The 21,024-nt window shown below is 68.4% G+C and carries 24 protein-coding genes; 11 read left to right on the top strand and 13 right to left on the bottom strand.

The window, feature by feature from the left end; genetic code table 11:
* Positions 1–5 precede the first annotated feature (5 nt).
* Positions 6–1,469, bottom strand: a complete 1,464-nt coding sequence (locus JHC79_RS16565; RefSeq protein ID WP_296392788.1) for a lipase family protein — start codon at positions 1,467–1,469, stop codon at positions 6–8.
* Between the two features lie 109 nt (positions 1,470–1,578).
* On the opposite strand from JHC79_RS16565, the gene JHC79_RS16570 reads away from it, so the two are divergent.
* Entirely contained in the window at positions 1,579–2,784 is a 1,206-nt protein-coding gene (locus tag JHC79_RS16570) for a CdaR family transcriptional regulator (protein WP_296392789.1), read from the top strand.
* On the opposite strand, the gene JHC79_RS16575 is transcribed toward JHC79_RS16570, so the two are convergent.
* The 3 genes from JHC79_RS16575 to JHC79_RS16585 form a co-directional block, all read right to left on the bottom strand.
* Positions 2,781–3,080, bottom strand: coding sequence for a hypothetical protein (locus tag JHC79_RS16575; RefSeq protein ID WP_296392791.1), 300 nt, complete (start codon positions 3,078–3,080; stop codon positions 2,781–2,783). The two genes, JHC79_RS16570 and JHC79_RS16575, sit on opposite strands and share 4 nt — an antisense overlap.
* 85 nt (positions 3,081–3,165) lie before the next feature.
* Positions 3,166–4,929 carry a penicillin-binding transpeptidase domain-containing protein gene (locus JHC79_RS16580; RefSeq protein ID WP_296392833.1) on the bottom strand — a complete coding sequence of 588 codons (1,764 nt, stop codon included), beginning with the start codon at positions 4,927–4,929 and terminating at the stop codon, positions 3,166–3,168.
* A gap of 94 nt (positions 4,930–5,023) precedes the next feature.
* Positions 5,024–5,602, bottom strand: a complete 579-nt coding sequence (locus JHC79_RS16585; protein ID WP_296392793.1) for a TetR/AcrR family transcriptional regulator — start codon at positions 5,600–5,602, stop codon at positions 5,024–5,026.
* 38 nt (positions 5,603–5,640) lie between these two features.
* Between JHC79_RS16585 and JHC79_RS16590 the strand changes: the two genes are divergently transcribed.
* Positions 5,641–6,303, top strand: coding sequence for a nitroreductase/quinone reductase family protein (locus JHC79_RS16590; protein WP_296392797.1), 663 nt, complete (start codon positions 5,641–5,643; stop codon positions 6,301–6,303).
* Positions 6,304–6,402: 99 nt separating this feature from the next.
* Positions 6,403–6,678, top strand: coding sequence for a hypothetical protein (locus JHC79_RS16595; RefSeq protein WP_296392799.1), 276 nt, complete (start codon positions 6,403–6,405; stop codon positions 6,676–6,678).
* A 33-nt stretch (positions 6,679–6,711) separates the two neighbouring features.
* Here the strand turns inward: JHC79_RS16595 and JHC79_RS16600 are convergent, their stop codons facing one another.
* The 4 genes from JHC79_RS16600 to JHC79_RS16615 all read right to left on the bottom strand — a co-directional run bounded on the left by JHC79_RS16600 (position 6,712) and on the right by JHC79_RS16615 (position 10,355).
* On the bottom strand, positions 6,712–7,656 hold the full coding sequence (locus tag JHC79_RS16600; protein WP_296392836.1) for a glycine betaine ABC transporter substrate-binding protein: 945 nt from the start codon (positions 7,654–7,656) through the stop codon (positions 6,712–6,714).
* A gap of 86 nt (positions 7,657–7,742) precedes the next feature.
* Positions 7,743–8,510 (bottom strand): ABC transporter permease, encoded by a 768-nt coding sequence (locus JHC79_RS16605; protein WP_296392801.1) that lies wholly within the window; start codon positions 8,508–8,510, stop codon positions 7,743–7,745.
* Positions 8,507–9,703, bottom strand: a complete 1,197-nt coding sequence (locus tag JHC79_RS16610; RefSeq protein WP_296392803.1) for an ATP-binding cassette domain-containing protein — start codon at positions 9,701–9,703, stop codon at positions 8,507–8,509. The genes JHC79_RS16605 and JHC79_RS16610 overlap by 4 nt, the downstream gene beginning before the upstream one ends.
* Position 9,704: 1 nt before the next feature.
* A complete protein-coding gene (locus JHC79_RS16615; RefSeq protein ID WP_296392805.1) occupies positions 9,705–10,355 on the bottom strand; it encodes an ABC transporter permease in 651 nt (216 codons plus the stop codon).
* A 217-nt stretch (positions 10,356–10,572) separates the two neighbouring features.
* Here JHC79_RS16615 and JHC79_RS16620 point away from each other — a divergent pair, with 217 nt between their 5' ends.
* The 4 genes from JHC79_RS16620 (at position 10,573) to JHC79_RS16635 (ending at position 13,838) form a co-directional block, all read left to right on the top strand.
* On the top strand, positions 10,573–11,550 hold the full coding sequence (locus JHC79_RS16620) for a TauD/TfdA family dioxygenase (RefSeq protein ID WP_296392807.1): 978 nt from the start codon (positions 10,573–10,575) through the stop codon (positions 11,548–11,550).
* A 73-nt stretch (positions 11,551–11,623) separates the two neighbouring features.
* The gene (locus tag JHC79_RS16625; protein WP_296392809.1) at positions 11,624–11,854 is read left to right on the top strand and encodes a hypothetical protein; all 231 of its coding nucleotides are present in this window, start codon (positions 11,624–11,626) and stop codon (positions 11,852–11,854) included.
* Positions 11,855–11,879: 25 nt separating this feature from the next.
* Positions 11,880–12,314 (top strand): SRPBCC family protein, encoded by a 435-nt coding sequence (locus JHC79_RS16630; RefSeq protein WP_296392811.1) that lies wholly within the window; start codon positions 11,880–11,882, stop codon positions 12,312–12,314.
* A gap of 3 nt (positions 12,315–12,317) precedes the next feature.
* On the top strand, positions 12,318–13,838 hold the full coding sequence (locus tag JHC79_RS16635; RefSeq protein ID WP_296392813.1) for an ATP-dependent DNA ligase: 1,521 nt from the start codon (positions 12,318–12,320) through the stop codon (positions 13,836–13,838).
* Here the strand turns inward: JHC79_RS16635 and JHC79_RS16640 are convergent.
* The 5 genes from JHC79_RS16640 to JHC79_RS16660 form a co-directional block, all read right to left on the bottom strand.
* Positions 13,835–14,140 (bottom strand): barstar family protein, encoded by a 306-nt coding sequence (locus JHC79_RS16640; RefSeq protein ID WP_296392815.1) that lies wholly within the window; start codon positions 14,138–14,140, stop codon positions 13,835–13,837. The two genes, JHC79_RS16635 and JHC79_RS16640, sit on opposite strands and share 4 nt — an antisense overlap.
* Before the next feature lie 36 nt (positions 14,141–14,176).
* On the bottom strand, positions 14,177–14,599 hold the full coding sequence (locus JHC79_RS16645; RefSeq protein ID WP_296392817.1) for a ribonuclease domain-containing protein: 423 nt from the start codon (positions 14,597–14,599) through the stop codon (positions 14,177–14,179).
* A gap of 62 nt (positions 14,600–14,661) precedes the next feature.
* Positions 14,662–15,579 (bottom strand): SAM-dependent methyltransferase, encoded by a 918-nt coding sequence (locus JHC79_RS16650; protein WP_296392819.1) that lies wholly within the window; start codon positions 15,577–15,579, stop codon positions 14,662–14,664.
* A 52-nt stretch (positions 15,580–15,631) separates the two neighbouring features.
* Entirely contained in the window at positions 15,632–16,048 is a 417-nt protein-coding gene (locus tag JHC79_RS16655) for a YccF domain-containing protein (RefSeq protein ID WP_296392821.1), read from the bottom strand.
* Positions 16,048–16,995, bottom strand: a complete 948-nt coding sequence (locus JHC79_RS16660; protein ID WP_296392823.1) for a CDGSH iron-sulfur domain-containing protein — start codon at positions 16,993–16,995, stop codon at positions 16,048–16,050. Before JHC79_RS16660 ends, JHC79_RS16655 begins: the two co-directional genes overlap by 1 nt.
* A 118-nt stretch (positions 16,996–17,113) precedes the next feature.
* Between JHC79_RS16660 and JHC79_RS16665 the strand changes: the two genes are divergently transcribed.
* From JHC79_RS16665 to JHC79_RS16680, 4 genes are all read left to right on the top strand, one after another.
* Positions 17,114–17,983 carry an SDR family NAD(P)-dependent oxidoreductase gene (locus JHC79_RS16665; protein WP_296392825.1) on the top strand — a complete coding sequence of 290 codons (870 nt, stop codon included), beginning with the start codon at positions 17,114–17,116 and terminating at the stop codon, positions 17,981–17,983.
* 89 nt (positions 17,984–18,072) lie between these two features.
* Positions 18,073–19,338 (top strand): GAF domain-containing protein, encoded by a 1,266-nt coding sequence (locus JHC79_RS16670; RefSeq protein ID WP_296392827.1) that lies wholly within the window; start codon positions 18,073–18,075, stop codon positions 19,336–19,338.
* 56 nt (positions 19,339–19,394) lie between these two features.
* Positions 19,395–20,153, top strand: coding sequence for an acetoacetate decarboxylase family protein (locus JHC79_RS16675; RefSeq protein WP_296392829.1), 759 nt, complete (start codon positions 19,395–19,397; stop codon positions 20,151–20,153).
* Positions 20,154–20,189: 36 nt separating this feature from the next.
* The gene (locus tag JHC79_RS16680; RefSeq protein WP_296392831.1) at positions 20,190–21,020 is read left to right on the top strand and encodes a DUF1206 domain-containing protein; all 831 of its coding nucleotides are present in this window, start codon (positions 20,190–20,192) and stop codon (positions 21,018–21,020) included.
* Positions 21,021–21,024 lie beyond the last annotated feature (4 nt).

Below are 21,024 nucleotides of genomic sequence, written 5' to 3' on the forward strand. Positions count from 1 at the left end.
TCTGATCACCGTCCGACGGGTTTGCCCAGCAGGTCGAGGATCACCGGCGCGATGGCGGGCAGCAGAGTGCTCCACAGTTGCGGCGCCAGGAGCACCGAACCGGCGTCGGAGGTCGTACAGCCCCGCTGGGCCGGGACGCCGTCGAATCGGTCCTTCAGGAACCTCAGGAACAGCGGCAGAGCGAAGAGGTCGAGGCTGATGTGTTCGCTGAAGTTGTCGCGGAGGTACTGCACCTGTGCGGTCGGATCCGCGCAGTACTTCCGCACCAGCGCGTTGACGGGTCCGACCGGGACAAGCCAGTCCGGGTTCGAGTGCAGCATGAACATCGGCATGTCGGGCACCGAGTGGCCCATGGCGATGTGGTCGATGACACGTCTGGCGCGGGGATCGTCGAACGGCCGTGGGATCGAGAACATCCCCTCGAGGTTCACGAACGGCAGGACAACTGCGGTCGGGATCTGACAGAGGTTCTCCTTCGCGGCGACGTATCCGCGACCGAACGGCGTCAGGTACCGACGGAACAGGTCGGCCAGCTCCGGGTATTCACGGCTCGCGCCGATCGCGCCCGCGAAGATGATGCCGGATCCGGCGTTGTTGCTCGCCATCCTCAGCGCGGCACCCACGTCGGCGGGTATCCCGCCCTCGGCGGCGCCGACGATGGTCAACTCGGGCGCGTAGCTGCGATGCAACTCCGCCGCGTGCCCGGTCGCGATCGCGCCGCCGGAGTATCCCGCCATCCCGACTTTCGTCGCTGCACCCGACAGCCGCATCGGGGCGAAGTTCTCGGCGGCGCGGATACCGTCGAGCGTGATGCGCCCCTCGAGGGGCCCGGCGCCGAACGCTTGGCGTGGACCCTGGGTGTCGGTGACGGCCACCGCCCAGCCCATCTCCATCGCGGCGATCGGCACGACGAACAGCGAGTTGGTCTCGGCGGCGCCGGCCAGGATCCCCAACGACGCCTGCTGCATGACATACGACGGCCGGCAGTACTGGCCCAGCGAGTCCTCGGCCGACTGGTAGGACAGCAACGGTCGTGGCCGCGCGCTCGAGCCGCGCGGTTTCATCACGGTGGTCACCGCCGGGATCGCCCGTCCGTGGGTGTCGGTCGACCGGAACGACAGCTGCCAGGCGTCGATGGTGATCGGGAGGATCGAGTTGTAGGCGAGATTGACCCGTCGCGCGGCGATGATCTCGCCGGGACGCCGGGCGTCGACCACCGCCTGCGCCGGCCGATAGAACCCGGTGTCGAATTCAGGCAGGGTCGGTGGGATGGGGAAGGGCAGGGCCGGGGTCACCGTCACCGGTCGCGGCGGTGCGGCGGGCGCCGCGCGCGCCGCGCCGGTCGACGTCATCGCCGCGACGGCGACGAGCAGCACGACGGTGCACGCACGGAGCGTTGCGGCGAAGCCGCGTCGGATGAGAACTGTGCGCTGCATGGTGGCCCCCGATGGCGTGGATGTGATGTGCACGACACAGACCACCGCACGGGTCCACCGGTGGACTACTGGCACTTCCACAAAGAATTGGCGACACTGGATGTGCGTGCGCCCAAGGTGGGGCGGCCGGGGGGAGAGATCGATGGAGGGGCGAACCGAGGTCATCCGTCGCCTGCACCAGCAGGCGTACACCGTGATCAACGGCTTCTCATCCGAGGTGCCTGCGTACGACAACGCCCCGAGCGCCCTCGTCGAGCACGACATGGTGCACGGGACCCGTCTCAACGTGGACCTGTACTTCCGCTACCTGCAGACGCGGACGATGCCGACGACCGAAGAGCTCGGCCCGCTGATCGAATTGGCGCTCATGCGTCAGCGCGACGGCGTTCCCCTCGAGGACATCCTGGCGGTCTACCAGGGCGGCGCGACGATGATCTGGGACCAGCTGACCGCGGAACTGGCTGAGCAGAGCAACGAGTTCATGCTCGAATCCGCCGCAGCGCTGGTCCGGTACCTGACCACCGTCACCGGCCGGATCGCGGTGGCGTGCAGTCCGCTGATCGTCTCCGACCATGTGTGGACGAGAGGCGACGCGAAGCGCGCGGTCGCGACGGCGCTGTTGAGCGGTGCCTCACCGCCGCCCGGGACACTGGATCGCGCCGGTCCGCTGGCGAAGGCCTACGTCGTGGCCGCATTCGAACCCGCGCCGGACAGCGATCCGCGGATCCTGCGCGAGATCCACACCCGGACCGCGGCGGACGACGGTGCGTTGACGGTGTCGGACACGTCGGGATGGACGGCGTTGATCCCGGTCACCGCGTCCGACGTCGACGGTCGAGCAGCGGTGGAGGTCCTCGAGGGTTTCATCCCCCGGCCCGACCTCTCGATCGCATCCCCGACCTTCTGGGCCGGAGTGTCCGCGCCGGCCACCCCGACGGGCATCCCCGCGGCGCGCATCGAGGCCCAGACATTGTGTCGCACAGCCCAGTTGCTCGATCGCCCCGACAGTCTCTGTGTGGGCGACGACGTGTTGTTCCCGTACGTGGTCGCGACCGCTCGTCCGGCGCATCCCTACCTCGAACGGGTCAGCGACGCACTGCGCGCGGACTCGGTCGCACAGGAGACGCTGTGGACGTTCCTGGACAACGCGTGCAATCAACTGGCCACGGCGCAGAGCATGCACATCCACCGCAACACCGTGGCCTACCGGTTGGCCCGGGTGGCCAAGCTGACCGGCCACGACCCGCAGGATCCCGAGGGCAGCTGGGTGTTGGCGGCCGCGAGGTTGCACGGCCGTGATCTCGGGAGTGTCACCCCCGACACCGACGAGCCGGAGGCGTCGGGCTAGGAGGCGGACGCCTCGTCGGGGTGGATCTCGAGGAGTGCGGAGTCGTCGACGAACACGATGTGCCCGCCGTCGACGTCCACTGCCCAGCGGCGTGCGGTCGCCACACGCTCGGTGCCGATCCCGACCGGTGTGCCGGCCAGGTCACCGAAGTCGTCCACGATCACGCCGCGGGCACTCGATCCGTCGCCGGTGTCGACGACGACGGTCACGCCGATGGCGGGGCGGGTGTCCGATGCCTCGGCGAGGGCAGTCGTCGGAGATGTCGGGGACGGTGCACTCCGACCAGGCGATTTCATGGCTCCGACTATCTCACAGCGCTGATGGTGTCAGTCGCCGATGGCACAAACGTGAGCGACGCCTCAGACGGGTCCGAAGGAGACCTCAGTCGCCTGTGGACGCACGCAGGAACTGTCCCGAGACGGTCACCGCCGGGGTGGACGAGTCGCCGCCGACGACGAGTGTGGCGAACGCGACGTCGCCGAGGATGCCCGCAAACCACCCGTGAGCACTGGTGTTGTCGCCGAACTCGGCGGTACCCGTCTTACCGCCGAGGCCGGGGATGTCGCGCAATGAGCGCGCGGTGCCGACGGTCACGGTGTCGCGCATCATCGACCGGATCTGCGACACCACCGCGGGATCGAGGGCGGTGGGACGTTGGTCGGCGGTCGTGGTCTGACCCGACAGCAGCGACGGCAGGATCATCGAACCGTGCGCCAGGCTCGCCTCGGCGACGGCGAGCCCGAACGGACTCGTCGTCACCTGTCCCTGACCGATGCCGCTCTCGACCCGCTGCGCCGGGGTGTCGGCGGCGGGCACGCTTCCGGTGACCGTGGTGATCCCGGGTGCGACGAAGTCGACGCCGATCCCGAATCGGGCGGCGGTGTCACGCAACGCCGTCGGACCCAGTTTGTCCGAGAGGGCGCCCATGGTGGTGTTGCACGATTGCGCGAAGGCCGTGCGCAGCGGCACGGTGCCGAGGTCGAACTCGTCCTCGTTCGGGATGGTGCGGTTCTCGATCGTGGCGCGACCGGGGCAGGGCAGCGGTGTGCTCGAGGTGACATCGCCCGAGTCCAGCGCGGCCGCGGTGGTCACCGTCTTGAACGTCGACCCGGGCGGATACAGACCCGACAGCGCGATCGGGCCCTGGCGGTCGGCGGCCGGATTCTGCGCCACCGCGAGGATCCCGCCCGTGGACGCGGAGATCGCCACCAACGCGGTCGGTCTCGCCTCGACCGACACCGCCCGCTGCGCCAGTCGCTGCAGTCGCAGGTCCATCGTGAGCGGCACCGCTTCGACGTCGCCGGGTGCGCGGGTGGCCAACCGGTCGACGGTGGTGCCGGCTCCGTCGACCAGGTCCACCGACCATCCCGCACTCGCGGTGATGCGGTCGTTCCAGCGATCCGGGATCTGCGCCAGCGCGGGGGAACGAAGTGAGCGGTCGACGGTCAGGAGTTTCCCCTGCTCGCTGACCGAGACGCCGGGTACCGCCCGTAGCCGATCGCGCACGCTCGCCAGGTCGTTCGCCCGCAGGGTGACGACCGTGACGGCGTCGGAGGTGGCCGCGTCGGCGGATGCACGGATGGACCGTGCGGTGATGGACGGGTCGATCCGGTTCAGGATCTGGGCCAGGGCGGTCGATCGCGCGGCGGCCTGATCACGCGCCACGGTCACGACGCCGACGGTCTGCCACGTGAGCAGCGGCAGACCGCGGCGGTCGGTCACCGGGGTCTCGAGATCCTTGTCGTCGGAGTACTGGAAACTCAGCGCGCGCGTGAGCGCGGGATGCAGGAGGGTCGGATCCCAGTGCACCCGCCAGCCGTCGTCATCGGTCGCGGTCGCCTCGGTGCGGTAGGCGAACTCCTTGCCCGGCCCGAAGGTCCATCGGAACTCCAGGGAGCCGCGCCCGGACTTCTCGTCGACGCCCTCGGCCCGCACGCTCACCTTCTTGCCCGCCTTCTGCGCGGCGGCGCGATCGCCGAACCCCATCCCGGCGTACATCGAGGTCATCGCCGCACGTGCCGCTGCCGCGTCGTCGGTGTGATCGGCCGCGGCGTCGACATCCCCGTTCGACAGGGCGGTGCCCAGCGCGGTGTAGGTGTCGGAGGGGTCGTCGGCGAACAGTGAACATCCCGCGACCCCGAGCATCGTCACGAGCAGGGCCACCAGGGTGCGGCGGGTTCGCACGGGTCGAGCCCCCTTCGGTCGGGACGGGACAGATGTCTCCACGTCTACACGAGTCTCAGGTCAGCAACGCAGCGAGCATCAGGTCGAGGGGGCGTCGCAGCGCGTCGACGTCGGTCTGACCGCCCGCGGAGACGGCATGCATGGCCAGACCGTCGACGAGGGCCAGCGCGGCGGCCGCGGCGTCATGGCCACGACGCGGATCGCGCCGGCCGCTCCGTCGTTCGAAGGCGAGAGCCAGCGATGCGCGCACGTCGTCGAGGACCTCCCGCTGCAGAGCCGCCAAGGTCGGTGAGACCGCTGCCCGAGCGGCGAACGCGAGCTGGATGCGGGCCTCGGTCTGACGCCGGGCATCGACAGGAAGGAGCTCGCCGAGAACCGCGCGCAGATCGGACTCGACATCATCGCTGAGCGGAACCGCGTCGACGCGCCGACGAATTCGAGCCACGACCTCCGTGAAGGCACCCACCACCATGGCGTCCTTGGTCGGAAAGTAATGCTGCACCGTGCCGATCGCGACACCCGCGGTTGCGGCGACCTCCCGGACCGTCGCCCGCTCCAGCCCGTGCTCGGCGACGACGTCCAGAAGTGCATCGACGATCGACCGGGCCGGATCAGGTCTTGACTTCACCGCCATGAAGAGGATCATACATCTGTATGAACACATACAGATGTATGACACAGCTTCGTGGATCGTGGGCGGCGTTGACGGGCGCGCTCGCGTTGTCATGGGGGCCGTACGTGATCGATCCGACCGGGGGTCTGTGGGCGCCGCTCGCGCAGACGGTCGTGTTCGTCGGTCTCGTCGTCGCTGCGGTGGTGTGTCCACGGGCGAAGCTCCGACTCGTGCGGACGGTGCAGCGCCGTGCGCTCAATCCGCTGGTGCGAGCCCTGTACGGCGTCGGCGTCAACCCGCTGGGCTTGGTCGTGCTGGAGACCCGCGGCCGGCGGACCGGTTGTCCGCGGCGCACACCGGTCGGCAACGGTCGCACGGGGAACGACCTCTGGGTGATCGCCGAACACGGCGTGCAGGCCCAGTACGTACGCAACGTTCTCGCGGATCCGCGGGTGCGGGTCCGGATCAGATGCGGTCTGCGCTATCGATGGGTGGCCGGGATCGCGACCGTTCTCCCCGACGACGACGTGCTCGCACGTCAGCGAGCCGTCGTGGCCTGGCATCCGCTGAGGCTGTTCAACGCCATGAACGTCCGACTCCTCGGGGTGGAACCGGTGTCGGTGCACATAGCCCTGCTGCCCGGCGTCGACGACTCCGACCGGACGAATGATCAGCATGTCCGTCGAGCGATCGACAACACAGCTGTACGGGCGGGGCTATAGTCGATTGCTGATAGTGAATTACGTGCACGGGCCGCGTTCGGGGGGCCTCGCTACCGTGTCGGGTTTTCGGGTTCGAGCGACGCGTGACGGAGACATCGAGTGACTGACAACCGTGTGACGACCGGTGAGACCGGTTCGGAAGTGCAGACCGTGGTCATCGGACTCAGTGGGCACGCCGGTGTCCTCGTCGACGGGATGGGGCAGGCCGGTGAACGCGTCATCGAGCTGCTCAGCCGGGACGGCCGGATGACGACGATCGTCCAACGCTCCGACGGGGCGTTGATGATCGGCACCGATGGGCTGCACGACGTGGACCATGCGGTCCGCGTCTCGGCCGACGGCGCCGCCGAGCCCGTCCCGCTCGGTCGGCTCTGACGCCGCTCTCGAACCACGGAGCCGGGTGGGCGTTCAGGAACCCGTGCGGCTGACGAACCCTTCCTTGACCAGCCAGTCGCGTGCGACCTCGGCCGGCTCCTTGCCCTGGACATCGACCTGGAGGTTCAGGTCGGTGATCACGTCGTTGGTCAGCTTGTCCGACACCGGCGTCATCACCTTCTCGATGTCGGGGTGTTCCTTCGCGTAGGCCTCCCGCATCACGATCGCGGCGTTGTAGTGCGGGAAGAACTGCTTGTCGTCGGTCAGCAGTTGCAGGCCGAGTGCCTTGATCCGACCGTCGGTGGTGAACACCTCGCCGAACGCGCACTGACTCGCGTCGGCGGTGGCCTGGTAGATGATGCCGGTCTGCAGGATGGACACCTGGGCCTTGGTCACCGGGAACCCGTAGGTCTTCGCGACGCCCGGGAAACCGTCCTGGCGACTACGGAACTCGGTCTCCAGGCAGGTGCGCGCGGCGGCCGGATCCTTGTTCACCAGGGCGCCGTACTCGCTCAGTGTCTTCACGCCGGTGCGTTTGACGACCTCGGGGCTCGCGGCGAGCGCATAGGTGTTGTCCATCGGCGCGACCGCGGTCCAGACGATGTTGTTCTTCTTCAGATCCTCGTCGCGCACCGCTTCGAACTGCTTGCGCGAGTCCGGGATCGGCTTCTCGTTGCCGAGATAGTTGATCCACCCGGTGCCGGTGTACTCGTAGGTGATGTCGACCTGTCCCTGCGTCTGCGAGTCACGCGTACTGCGCGACCCCACGATGCTGGTGAGGTCGCGGACGTCGGCGCCTGCGGCCATCAACGAGAACTCGATGATGTAGCCGAGGATGACCTGTTCGGTGAACTCCTTCGAGCCGACGGTCACCTTGACCCCGTCGAGGGCGGGGATGTTCTTGATCGACCCGGCCCCGACGGTGAACGGCGGCGTGCTGCCCGAGGCGAGTCCGCAGGCGCCGATCGCGGCGGTCATCGACGCGACGGCGGCCAGCAACGTGGTCGCCCGCAGCGCGCGGCGTAGACGCCCTGATCGGTGATCGTGGTGTGTCACAGTGGTTGTCATACTCGCAGTCCCTTTGGTCCCAGCCAGCGTTCGGCCAATGCGCCCACCCAGTCGACCATCAGGGCCAGGCAGGCGGCCAACACGCTGCCGAGGACCAGGGCGACGTTGTCACGCAGCTTGTAGCCGGTGTCGATGAGGATGCCGAGGCCACCGGCGTCGACGAGGAAGCTCAGGGTGGCGGTGCCGACCGCGAGCACGAGCGAGGTCCGCAACCCGGCCAGGATGTAGGGGATGGCGAGCGGGAACTCCAGGCGCACCAGGATTCCCGTCTTCGACATGCCCTGCCCGCGGCCGGCGTCGATGACGGCGGGGTCGACCCGCTCATAACCCAGCAGGGTGTTGGCGAGCACCGGCAGCAGCGAGTAGATCGCGATCGGGATGACACCGATCCAGAACCCGGTGGTGGCGGTCCAGAGGAAGAGCAGGACGAGCAGTCCGATGGCCGGGGTGGCCTGACCGATGTTGGCGATCGCGATGGCGACCGGGGCGAGCCGGTGGAATCGCGGGCGGCTCAGCACGGTTCCGAGGGGCACCGAGATGGCCACCACGATCGCGGCCACGACCAGACTGATGACGAGGTGTTGCCAGACCAGCGAGCTCACGTAGGAGCCGTTGATCGTCTCCTTCTGGGTCGCGGTCAGGTCGCGGGTGAACGCCCAGATCAACACCGCCGCAGCGACGATCAGGACGAGCACGGGCTGGATGAACAGACGGAGCCTGCCCTCGCCCTTGGCGACCTCGTCGTCGACGGTGGCGGTGGTCACGCCGGTTCCCGGGTGGCGTCGGCGTCGGGTCCGGTCTCCTCGCGGAGATCGCGGATCGCCGCCATCAGGGTCTCGATGATCACCACGCCCTCGTACCTTCCGTTCTTGCCGGTGACGATGGCCGAGACGCAACCGGTGGACAGGATCGCCTCGAGCGCCTGCTGCAGCGTCGACGACATCGACACCAGGTCGGCGGGAACTCCGGTGTCGCGCAACGATCGAGCGTTGCGCAGGTGGTGGTCGCGTACCCAGCGCACCGGGCGGTCGCGATCGTCGAGGATGATCCCCCAGTTGTCGTCGGTCCCGTCGATGGCGCGTGCGAGATCCTCGACCGGGTCGCTCTCGTGTGCGGTCGGGCGCTGCTGCAGGTCGACGTCGCGCACCCGGACCAGTCCGAGTTGTTGCAGAAGTGCGCCGCTGCCGACGAATCCGGCGACCATCTCGGTGGCCGGGTTGGCCAGGATCGCCTCGGGGGTGTCGTACTGCTCGACGGTGGAGCGGTCGCCCAGGACGGCGATGCGATCGCCGAGTTTCACGGCCTCGCTGAAGTCGTGGGTGACGAACACGATGGTCGTACCGATCTCGGCGTGCAGCCGGATCAGCTCGTCCTGCAACGAGGCTCGCGTGATCGGGTCGACGGCACCGAACGGCTCGTCCATCAACAGCACCGGGGGATCGGCGGCCAGCGCACGGGCGACGCCGACACGCTGTTGCTGACCACCGGAGAGCTGACGCGGGAAACGGTTGAGGTAGACGGCCGGGTCGAGGCCCACGAGGTGGAGCATCTCCTCGGTGCGCGCCGCGGTCTTCTTCTTGTCCCACTTGAGCAGACTCGGCACCATGCTGACGTTCTGGGCGATCGTCATGTGCGGGAAGAGACCCGCCTGCTGGATGGAGTAGCCGATCGATCGGCGCAGCTCGTTGGCCGGGATGGACAGTGCGTCCTTGCCGCCGATGAAGATCGAGCCCGACGTGGGCTCGATCAGCCGGTTGATCATCCGCATCGTGGTGGTCTTGCCACACCCCGAGGGACCGACGAACACGACGATCTCGCCGGCGTTGATGGTCAACGAGAAGTCGTCGACCGCCGCCGCCTTCTGACCGGGGTACCGCTTGGTCACCGAGTCGAGGACGATGTCGACCCCCGCTGCGTGCTCGCTGCGCTGGGGAACTGCCTTCTGGGAGGTGGTCATGTCAGTCACGTAGTCCTTTCGACGTCGTGAGGCGGCCGATCAGGATGTAGACGGCGTCGAGAAGCAGGGCGAGGACGACGATGAGGATGGTTCCGGTCAGCGCCATCGGGATGGCGGTGGGGCTGCCGACGCGAGCGAGCCCGGAGAAGATGAGGTTGCCCAGCCCGGGCCCCTTGGCGTATGCGGCGATGGCCAGGATGCCCATCGCGAGTTGCGAGCTCACCCGCATGCCGGACAGGACGGCGGGCCAGGCGAGCCGCAGTTCGATGCGGTAGAGCGTCTGCACGCGCGACATCCCGGTGCCGCGGGCGGCGTCGATCAGCGCCGGGTCGATGGACGAGAGCGCGACGATGGTGTTGCGGATGATCGGCAGCAGCGAATAGAGGACCAGCGCGATCACACTGGGCGTGACACCGAGATGGAAGATCGGTATCAGCAACCCCAACAGGGCAAATGACGGAATTGTCAGGATCACCGACGAGACGGAGTTGGCCAACGCCGATGCGGTGGCGCTGCGATAGGACGCGATACCGATGACGAGGGCGATCAGGGTCGCGAGGATGACGCTCTGGACCACCGCGCTGACGTGCTGATACGAGTCGAAGAGCAGCTGTCGGCGATGATCAGTGAAATAGCTCCACACTGAATCCACGAGTCGATCCTCACTGCTGAAGCCCTGGAGCGGGGTGGAACCGTCGAATTCACGCGAGTGGGTGATCTGCGATCCGCCGGGGGCTCGACGTGCATCTCAGATGGTTCGGGCTCGAAGGATCCTTCGAGCGGCCGGGTTGCGATCAGTATGCGCCAAACCTTTCGGGACCGTGCGCCCCACGGCGAAACTGGCTGGATAGCTATGTGAAAGGCCGATCATGACCGCGATACTCGACACCCCCGGAGTCCAGTCCTCCTCGCACACGCCGTTCCGCGTGACCAAACTCGGACACAATCTCGGTGCGCGGATCGACGGACTGCACATCGACGCCGATCTCGACGACACCACGGTGGCCGCGATCGCCCGCGTCGTCGCCGTCCACAAGGCCGTGATCATCACCGGTCAGCACCACATCGACGACGACGCGCAGTACGCCTTCGGACAGCGCCTCGGCGTCCCGACCAAGGCGCATCCGACGGTGTTGTCCCGCGGCGAGGATCTGCTGCCCCTCGAGGGCGCGGCCAACTCCTGGCACACCGACGTCACCTTCGTCGATCGCATCCCGAAGATGTCGATCCTGCGCGCCGTGGTCCAGCCCGAGTACGGCGGAGCGACGATGTGGGCGTCGACGGTGGCCGGCTATGCGGCTCTGCCGGAGCCGCTACGGGTGCTCGCCGACAACCTGCGGGCCGTGCACACCAACGACTACGACTACGCCGAGCACCTCACCGTCGGCGACAGCAGCGACCCCGCGTACCGCGCGGAGTTCCACAAGACCATCTTCCGCACCGAGCACCCGGTGGTGCGCGTTCATCCCGAGACCGGCGAGCGGGCACTGACCCTCGGCCACTTCGTGGAGTCCTTCGTCGGACTGAAGACGTCCGAGACGGCCGACATCCTGCGACTGCTCCAGGCACGGATCGAGCGCCCCGACAACACGTTCCGGTGGAACTGGAACGCGGGCGACATCGCGATCTGGGACAATCGTTCCACTCAGCACTACGGCGTCGCCGACTTCGGCTCGGCGTATCGCAAGGTCAACCGGGTGACCCTGGCCGGCGACATCCCGGTGGGCGTCGACGGCCGACCGTCGGTGTCGCTCAACGGCGATGCGTCCGGGTACTCCGTGGTCGACACCGCGCGTCGCATCCCGGACTTCGAGCCGGCGAGCGAACGCAGCGTCCGCGACTTCTGAGAGTTCGCGTCCACTCGGGGCCGGGCGCCGGTGGGTACTGTCGACGACACACGCGTCGAGAGGGAGCTGACCCATGGCACGAGACACCGAGGCCGTCGCCCACACGATCGCCCAGATCGCGGGCGAGTACCCGGATCGGTCCGCACTCGCGTTCGACGGCGACGGCAAGTTGATCGACTGGCAGGAGACCGACGACGGTCCCTGGGTCAACGGTGCGCACGCAGGCGAGCGGATCTTCGTCGTCGCCGGTGGCGCGAGCGAATCCGACGTCGAAGCGCAGATCGCCGAATCCGGCGACCGTTGAGCACGACACCGACCCGAGGAGACCGATGGTCCAGGTAGCACGCACGTTCACGGTGGCGAAGGACCGCGCGACGGTGGTCGGATACCTCCGCGACTTCGCCAACGCGACCCGGTGGGACCCGGGCAGCCAGGACAACGTCCAGACCAGCCCCGGCCCGGTGGCGCTCGGCACCGTCTGGCACAACACCTCCAAGCTCGTCGGTGTCACCACCGAGCTCGACTACACCCTCGTCCGCGACGACGCCGACCGGCTGCGCTTCGAGGGTCAGAACAAGACCGCCGTGACCAGCGACGACCTCTCCTTTGCCGACGCGAAGGGTGGCGGTACCGAGATCACCTACCGCGCAAACGTGTCGATGAAGGGCGCGGCCAAGATCGCCGAGCCGGTCATGTGGTTGGTGTTCCAGCAGATCGCGGGCAAGACGGTCAGACAGATCACCGAGGTCGTCGAGAAGCTCTGACGCATGCGCCTGGCCGATGTGATCGAGACGTCTCGTGTGGTCGGATCGACCCCGGGCCGCAAGGCGAAGATCGCCGCGGTGGCGGAACTGATCGCCGCGGCCGGTCCCGACGAGATCCACCCGGTCGTGGGATGGCTGTCGGGTGAGCTGCGGCAGGGCCGCATCGGGATCGGGTGGCGGACGCTGTCGGCGGCCCGACCGGACCCGGCCGCCCAGACGTCGCTGTCGGTGGGCGATGTCGATGCCGCGCTGACCGGGCTGACGACCATCTCGGGGAGCGGGTCCACCGCACGTCGTCGCGAGGCGTTGGTGTCGCTGCTCGGTGCCGCGACCGCCGACGAGCAGGACTTCCTCGTCCGCCTCATCACCGGTGAGCTCCGGCAGGGTGCGCTCGAGGGAGTCGCGACCGACGCCATCGCGCTGGCATCGCAGATCCCGCAGGCTGCGGTCCGGCGTGCCGTCATGCTCTCCGGCGACCTCGGGGCGACGGCGCGGGCGGCGATGATCGACGGGGCCGACGCGCTCGCCGCGTTCCGTCTCACGGTGGGACGTCCGATCCGTCCGATGCTCGCCTCCCCCGGTGAGTCGATGGCCGCCGCCCACGCACAGCTCGGTCCCGACCTCGTCGTGGAGCACAAACTCGACGGCGCCCGAATCCAGGTCCACCGCGACGGCGACGACGTCACGATCGTCACCCGCACCCTTCGCGACATCACCTCCTCGGTGCCCGAGCTGGTCGAGCTGGTGCGTGCATTGCCGTGCACCTCGGTAGTGCTGGATGGAGAGACCCTGGCGCTCAACGACTCCGGACGTCCCCGACCCTTCCAGGAGACGATGAGCCGGTTCGGTTCGGCCGAGGGTGACCTCCTGCTGCGTCCCTACTTCTTCGACTGCCTGCACCTCGACGGCGTCGACCTGCTCGACGAGCCGCTCGAGCGACGCATCGCCGCACTGGATGCGGTCGCCGGTGAGCACCGGATCCCGGCCATCATCCGTCCCGACGCCGAACAGGCCCAGGCCCATTTCGAGGCGGCCATCGACGCCGGCCACGAGGGCGCGATGGCGAAGTCGCTGGACTCCGTCTATGCGGCGGGCCGACGCGGCAAGAGCTGGTTGAAGATCAAACCGGAGCACACCCTCGATCTGGTCGTGCTGGGCGCGGAATGGGGGTACGGCAGGCGGACCGGGTGGCTGTCGAACCTGCACCTCGGTGCCCGCGACCCCGACGGCGGACCCCCGATCATGGTCGGCAAGACGTTCAAGGGGCTGACCGACGAGCTGTTGCGATGGCAGACCGAGGAGTTCGTCCGTCACGAACGCGAGCGCGACCAGCACACCGTCTACCTGCACCCGGACCTCGTGGTGGAGATCGAGCTCGACGGTGTGCAGACCAGTTCCCGCTACCCGGGTGGTGTCGCACTGCGTTTCGCGCGAGTGCTGCGATACCGACCCGACAAGACCGCCGCCGAGGCGGACACGATCGACAGTGTGCGCGAACTCCGCGCCGGCGGTCCTGCGGCCTAGTTCAGAACGAGCGGAACACCGACGTCGGAGAACACCTCGACGATCCGGTCGAGCATCGGTGGTTCGTCGGTTCCGGACACGCTCAGTTGTGCCCGTGTCGTGGCGCTGTCCCGCCAGACGAACTCGAACTCCCCCGACTCCGGGGTGCCGAAACCACCGCGTAGGCAGTCTGCGAGAGCGTCGAGGTTCGAGCCGAAGTAGCCACCCGGGCCGTTCACCGCGCGTCCGATCTCGGTGTAGAAATCGGCGGTCGAGGAGATGGCCGAGCCGTCGATCTCGTAGCGCACCGGGTCAGCAGTCATGACGGCGAGTATCCCGCACCGTCACGTCCGCTCCGGTCACGCACCGGTGATGGAGCAGAACGAGTCGTAGTGGTCGCCGGTGTAGTAGTAGTGCGGGGGAGAGGTGAGTGGCGTTCCGCCGGTGACGATCCGGCGCGTCCCGCGGTTGGTCGCGCCCGGGGTGGGCACCGTGTACTCGTGGTAGTAGCTCGACGACTGCGCGGGCAGGATGCCCTCGCGGTTGGTGAAGACCACGCCGTCGTTGTTCGGGTACGGGAACGGTCCGCCCTTGTGGATCAGGTTCACCGTCTGCGTCGCCTGCGCGGGCAGCGACGAGAGCGCGCACGACGAGATGGCGGCGTCGGCCGTTGCGGGGGTGGAGACCGCGATCGCGCCGGCGGCGACGAGTCCGGCGAGCACGCCGACGCGGGAGACGGTGGTCCGGGAGGAGGCGGGACGCGCCCACAAGTTCGTTAGCATTGAGAAATTATGACGCACGTCGGTGTCCCGCGCGCGGCGCACGAATGAACGCTGGGTGACGCTCAGCGCCGATGTGCGACAACCAGATCGATGGCGTCGCCGACAGTGCCGGCCGCCTGCGGGTCGGTGTCCGTGGTCGGCTCGGTGAACACCACACTGGACCGGCCGTACGACGTGAGCAGGGCGCCGATCGTATCGGAGTCGGTTGTCCAGCCGTTGTTCTCGAGCCAGTCCTGCGCCGCGAACTCGCCGACATCGAGCATCAACTCGTCGATCTCGACGCCGAAGGCCTGCGCCTGGAAGTCCATCCGACTCAGATCGAACGACGCACGCGGAACGTCGAAGACCAACACGCTGTCGGCGGGAGCCGCCGCCCCGATCGTCGTCAGCAGCCGCTCCTGGTCGGCGGAGGTCAGGTACGGCAGCAGTCCCTCGCAGAGCCAGACCGTCGGGCGGTCGGATCGGAAGCCGGCACCGGTCAGCGCGGACAACCAGTCCTCGCGCAGATCACAGGCCACCGTGACCCGCGTGGCCTCCGTGGTGGCGTCGAGACGCTCGAGCGTCCGATTCTTGAAGTCGAGGACGGCGGGCTGGTCGATCTCGAAGACGGTGGTCCCGGCCCGCCACGGGAGCCGGTAGGCGCGGGCGTCGAGGCCCGAGGCGAGGATCGCCACCTGCAGACAGCCGTGGGCGTTGGCAGTGGTCAGTGCCGCGTCGATGCGCTGGGTGCGGGCAGCCATCATGTTGCGGAGCAAGTCGATCGCCCGGGTCAGGGTGGGGTCGTCATCGGCGTCGAGGAGCGCCTCGATGTGCTCGGGTGCGAGGTCGGTCTCACCCGAGTCGGCGACGAACTGCGCAGCGAAGGGATCGGATATCAGCGCGGAGTCGCTGCGGGTCTCCAGGGCCCGGCCGAGTGCGACGAGAAGCGCGGTACGTCCGACGCTGTCGGTGATGGACCACTGATCATCCTTTGTACGCATACCTAAAGAATACGCTGCATCGTCGATCCAGCTGTCTGACCGGCGACGGTGCTCAGTACCGAACGGCCGGGGTCGTCGCCGGCGGTGCGAGGCGTGCGTCCGACGGGACGATCTGCGCGCCGAGGGGGAGCAGCGATACCGGCACCATCTTGAAGCTGGCGATGCCCAGTGGGATGCCGATGATGGTGATGCACAGGGCGATGCCGGTGACGACGTGTCCGATCGCCAGCCAGATACCCGCGAAGATCAGCCAGATGATGTTGCCGATCGCCGACGCCGCGCCGGCTCGGGGATCGCGGACGACGGTCCGGCCGAACGGCCACAGCGCGTAGTTCGCGATGCGGAACGACGCGATGCCGAACGGGATGGTGATGATGAGGATGCAGCACACGATGCCGGCCAGCACGTAACCGACCGCCATCCAGAAGCCGCAGAGCACCAGCCAGATGATGTTGAGGATCGTCTTCATCAGTCCAGTGTCCCTGTTTCCCACGGCTGGGGTGTGTACGGCGGACTCTGGCCCCAGCCCCACTGCGGGACCGGTGCGTGTTCGATGACGGTGGCGCCGGGTGCACTGTTGAACACCGCTATGCGCGTGCCCCATTCGAGGTATCCGACGAAGTTCGCGCGGAAGTCGGGGTCGGCGGGCAGTCCGACGAGGTCGGCGGTCGCACACATGCGCTCGACCCAGCGCCGTCGCTGCTCCTCGGTGAGCGCGAGACCACGATGCCTGGACACCATGTGCTCGTATCCGCCGTGCTCGACGGTGAACGCCGCCGGCCCACCGAACGTCTCGCCCAGCCAGGCGGCCACGTGACGGGGATGCCCCGGATCCATCCCACGGAACACCGGCTCCAGGATGGGGTCGGGTTCGCTCAGCAGATCCCCGTAGAAGCGCTCGGTGAGACGTTCGAGCGCCTCGATCCCGCCCGCCCACTCGTACAGCGTCGGTGGCTCACGACTCTCGCCCTCGGGGACCGGGTCGCGGAAACCGACTCGCAGATGCGTGTTGTCGCAGAACGGTTTGGTCCGCGATCGTCCGCAGCGACAGAGTGCTCGGCGCCCGGCGGTGTCGTGGACATCGCCGTCCGATCCGATGACCTCGACGTCGCCGACGAGCTGCAGCGGTCCGTCGACGAGCGCACGGATGCATGGGGTGCAGGCGGCGTGTTCCGTGTCGGGTGTGTCGATCGCATCAGACGCCCCGGGTGTCTCGGTGCCGTCGAACCCTTTCAACCCGTGCGTCGCGTCGCACAGCGGGGCGTTGCGCGATCCACCGCAGCGGCAGAGGTGGGTGACCGGGCCACGCGTGTGGATCGGGTGGCCGTCGGCGTCGAGGATCTCGACGTCGGCCGTCACGAGGTACGGACCGTCGACGGAGACGTGGATCTGCGCGGTCGTGTCGTCAGGACTCATCGAGACGCTCCGGGTCTGGTCAGCGGCGCTTCGAGGCGGAGGATCACTGTACCGCCGTACGGAGGCGTGCGCGCGGGTGTGACGGGGTCGGATCGCGCCGGTGTTCTACCGTCGGCGCATGGCAAATCCAGTGACCTCGCTGACGAACCGTGTGGTGCGGACGGCGATGCAACGGCCCCGGACCGCGCGCGATCTCGTCGACCTCACCCGTGACGCCGAGGCGGAGCTGAAGGGCAAGCTCATCCTCGTGACCGGCTCGTCGTCGGGCATCGGCGCGGAGGCGGCCGAGATGTATGCGCAGGCCGGCGCCCAGGTCGTCCTCGTCGCCCGACGGATCGACGAGCTCGAGTCGGTGGCGGCACGTATCCGTGCTGCCGGCGGGGTCGCACACACCGCCCCGGCTGACCTCTCCGACACCGACGACATCGCGCGACTGATCGATCACGTACTGGCCGAGCACGGCTGCCCGGACATCCTGGTCAACAACGCGGGCCGCTCGATCCGCCGCGATGTGCTCGACTCGGTCGACCGACTCCACGACTACCAGCGCACGATGGCGATCAACTATTTCGGCCCGGTACAGCTCACGCTCGGGTTCCTACCCGGTATGCGTGCCCGCGGGCGCGGTCAGATCATCAACGTCTCCACCTGGGGTATCCCGATGGGCGCGATGCCCAAGTTCTCCGCGTACGCGGGGTCGAAGGCGGCGATCACGGTGTTCGGCCGGAGCATCAACGCCGAACTCCGCGGAACCGGCATCGTCGTGAGCACCGTGTACTTCCCGCTGGTTCGGACCCCGATGATCTCACCCACCGACGAGTACACCGAGGCGCCCGCGCTGACCGCGACCGAGGCCGCGCGCTGGCTGATCTACGCGGCGGTACACCGCGAGGCCGAGGTCCTGCCCCGCGTCGCGAAGTTCATGCGGCGGGTGGGGGCGGTGTCGGTGGACGCCGCCGACGTGCTGATCTCGCGCAACGCCGTCTAGGGCCCCGCCGCCCGGGAAGTGGGCCACGCCACATTCAGGCGTACTTTTCGGGCACAATGGCGTCCATCGAGCGTGAGGGTGGAGGAGCAATGTCGCAGACGTCGGGGATCGATGACGCAGACGTCGACCTCGCACGTATCCGCACCGCCTACGAGCGCTTCCGCGACGGGCGGACCTCGGACGGTTCGGTCCGATCGGTGGTCCGCGACTCCTGGATGCGGTCGTTGCGCGGCGGTGTCGATCCGACTGCGACCGCCGTGTCGGACATGAGCGCTGCCGCGTTCGCCGAGTACCGCGCCGCCCACCCCATGACCGCCGTCCGACCGCTCGTGCAGTCGTTGATGCTCGACGACATCGGCGGGGCGGGCGTCGTCGTCGCCCTCACCGACGAGGTCGGTCGGTTGCTCTGGCTCGAGGGCGATCGCGACGCGCGCGACCGTGCAGCCGCCATCGACTTCGTCGAGGGTGCGATGTGGTCCGAGGAGGTCGCGGGCACCAACGCCCCCGGGCTCGCCCTGGCCGTCGGCCGCGGCGTGCAGATCGTCGGAGCCGAGCACTACGCCGAGCCGGTACAGGAGTGGAGTTGCGCGGCCGCACCGGTGCACGACCCGCTGACCGGCCACGTGCTCGGAGTCCTCGACGTCACCGGTGGTCGGCAGGTGGCCGCACCGTTCGCGATGTCGACCGTTCGCTCGGTGGTCGCAGCTATCGAGCTCCAGATCCGTTACGGCGGAGTCGATCTCGGGACGACCGCGCGGGCGTCGGGCGCGGGTCTGCGGGTTCTCGACGCCGGGGGATATCAGTTCGCCGCCGACGACGGTACCGACCACCGGCTGACCCCGCGCCACGCCGAGATCCTGCTGTTGCTGTCGACGCACCCGCACGGCATGAGCACCGAACAGCTCGCGATGGCGTTGTCCGACGACGGTGTCGACGCGGTCACCGTGCGGGCGGAGATCTCCCGCCTGCGCCGCGACCTGGGTGCCCACGTCCTGCAGTCGCGGCCCTACCGCCTGGAGATCCCGGTGGTCTCCGACGTCGATCGCATCACCGATCGGGTCCGCCACGGCGACGTGGCGGGAGCGATCTCGGCGCTCGGTCGGGGCGGGCTCCTCGCCGAGTCGCGCGCGCCCGGCGTCGTCGAGGTGTTCGAGGAGTTGCTCAGCGACATCCGCTCGGCGGTCATCGCCGGCGCCGACCGGGCGGCACTGCGGTCATGGACCGCGTCGGTGCACGGTCGGGACGACGCGGCGGCGTGGCGTCTGCTCGCCACGCTGTTGGGTCCCGATGACCCCGACAGGTCGCGTGCCGTCGGGCGGGTCCAACTCCTGGACCAGCGCTTCGGTATCCGTTAGCCCCGTCAAAGAAACAAAGCTGGCGGTTTGTGTCAGTCATCTGGCATGGTGAGTTCATGATCACCGAGGCGCGATGGCGCGATCTGACGTCCGCGATCCCCGAGGCTGTCGCCACCGCGGCGATGAACGACGCCCTGCCCGACACCGGCAGCCCGGCGCCGTGGCTGATCGAGGGCACGGGATTCTTCTTCTCCGCACGTGCGAGCAGGTCCGACCGCGACCTGTTGCCGCCTGCCCTCGCCCGTCGCGCCCGGCCGTTGCTGCGTCTCGGGTTCGGCGTCCGATACAGCCACACCCCCGTCGGCACGTACAACGAGCTGGGCGGCGCGATCGTCTACGCCCGTCCCGACGGCGTCTTCGGACACATCCCGTTCCTGCCCGTCGACTCCGCGGCGACGATGCGCGGCGGCCGGGAGAACTGGGCGCTGCCCAAGGTTCTCGCCACGTTCACCGGTGACCCGGTGGCGTCGAGTTCGTTCACCGCGGCCGGGGACGGGTGGTCGGTGAGCGCGCAGATCGGCGACACCGGTCGGCAGCGGGCGCTGTCGGTCCCACGGATCTTCGGTTCGTCGTTCGCCAAGAAGATCCCCACCCCCACGATCAGCGGCATCGAGCAGGTCGACGCCACCGGTGCGCGGGGGATAACAGGTGCCGAGAACGTCGCCGACATGCGCCTGACCGTCGCGACCACGCGGATCAGGGTGAGCACCCAGGGCAGCGACGAACTGCGTCGGCTGTTCCCCGACGGGACCTACCGGGGCGGCACGATCGGGTACCGCGGTGTCACGTTGGGCAAGCCGCGCCTACGCCGATAGGTCCCGCGCGCTGTCCGATTCTCCTAGGGTGAACGGATGCGGGGATCCGGTGTCGGCGGTCTGTTCGGAGCGGTCGACGATGCGACCGGCAACTCATGGTTCGAGTTCGCCGCTCGCGCAGGTCATGCCGTCAGCGGCATCGTGCACATCCTCATCGCATACGTGATCGTGCGGATCGCCGTCGGTGACGGCGGTAATGCCGACCAGTCGGGCGCGCTGTCGACGGTCGCGGGTACGACCGGCGGCACGGTGGCGCTCTGGGTGGGTGCGGCCGCGTTCGTCGCGATGGCGTTGTGGCGTCTGGCCGAGTCGGCGATCGGGGTGCACGCGACCGAGCCGAACACGCCCGACGACGAGGGTGCGTCGAGCCTGCTCGACCGCGGCAAGGCGTTGAGTCTGGCCGTCCTGTACTTCGCGTTCGCGTGGACCGCCGTCCGGTTCGCGCTCGGCGACGGCACCTCGAGCGGTCGGGAGAACGCCGGACTCAGCGCGCGTCTCATGGGGTCGGGTCTGGGCAAGACCGTGCTGGTGGTCGCCGGGATCGTGATCTTCTGTGTCGGTGCGTATCACGTGTACAAGGGTGTCTCGAAGAACTTCATGGACGACCTGAACATCACCGACAACCCGGCGGTCCAGACCACCGGCGTCGTCGGTTATGTCGCCAAGGGACTGGTCCTCGCCGGAGCCGGCCTCCTCGTCGGGGTGGCGGTGGTGCGCGCCGATCCCTCCAAGGCGACCGGCATCGACGGGGCAGTCAAGACGTTGGGAACCGCCCCGGCCGGACAGATCCTGCTGTTCATCGCGGCGATCGGGGTCGCGACGTACGGCATCTACGCCTTCGTCATGGCGCGATACGCCCGGATGTGAGCGC

This window comes from Williamsia sp. (assembly GCF_016462415.1).
Lineage (GTDB): Bacteria > Actinomycetota > Actinomycetes > Mycobacteriales > Mycobacteriaceae > Williamsia_A.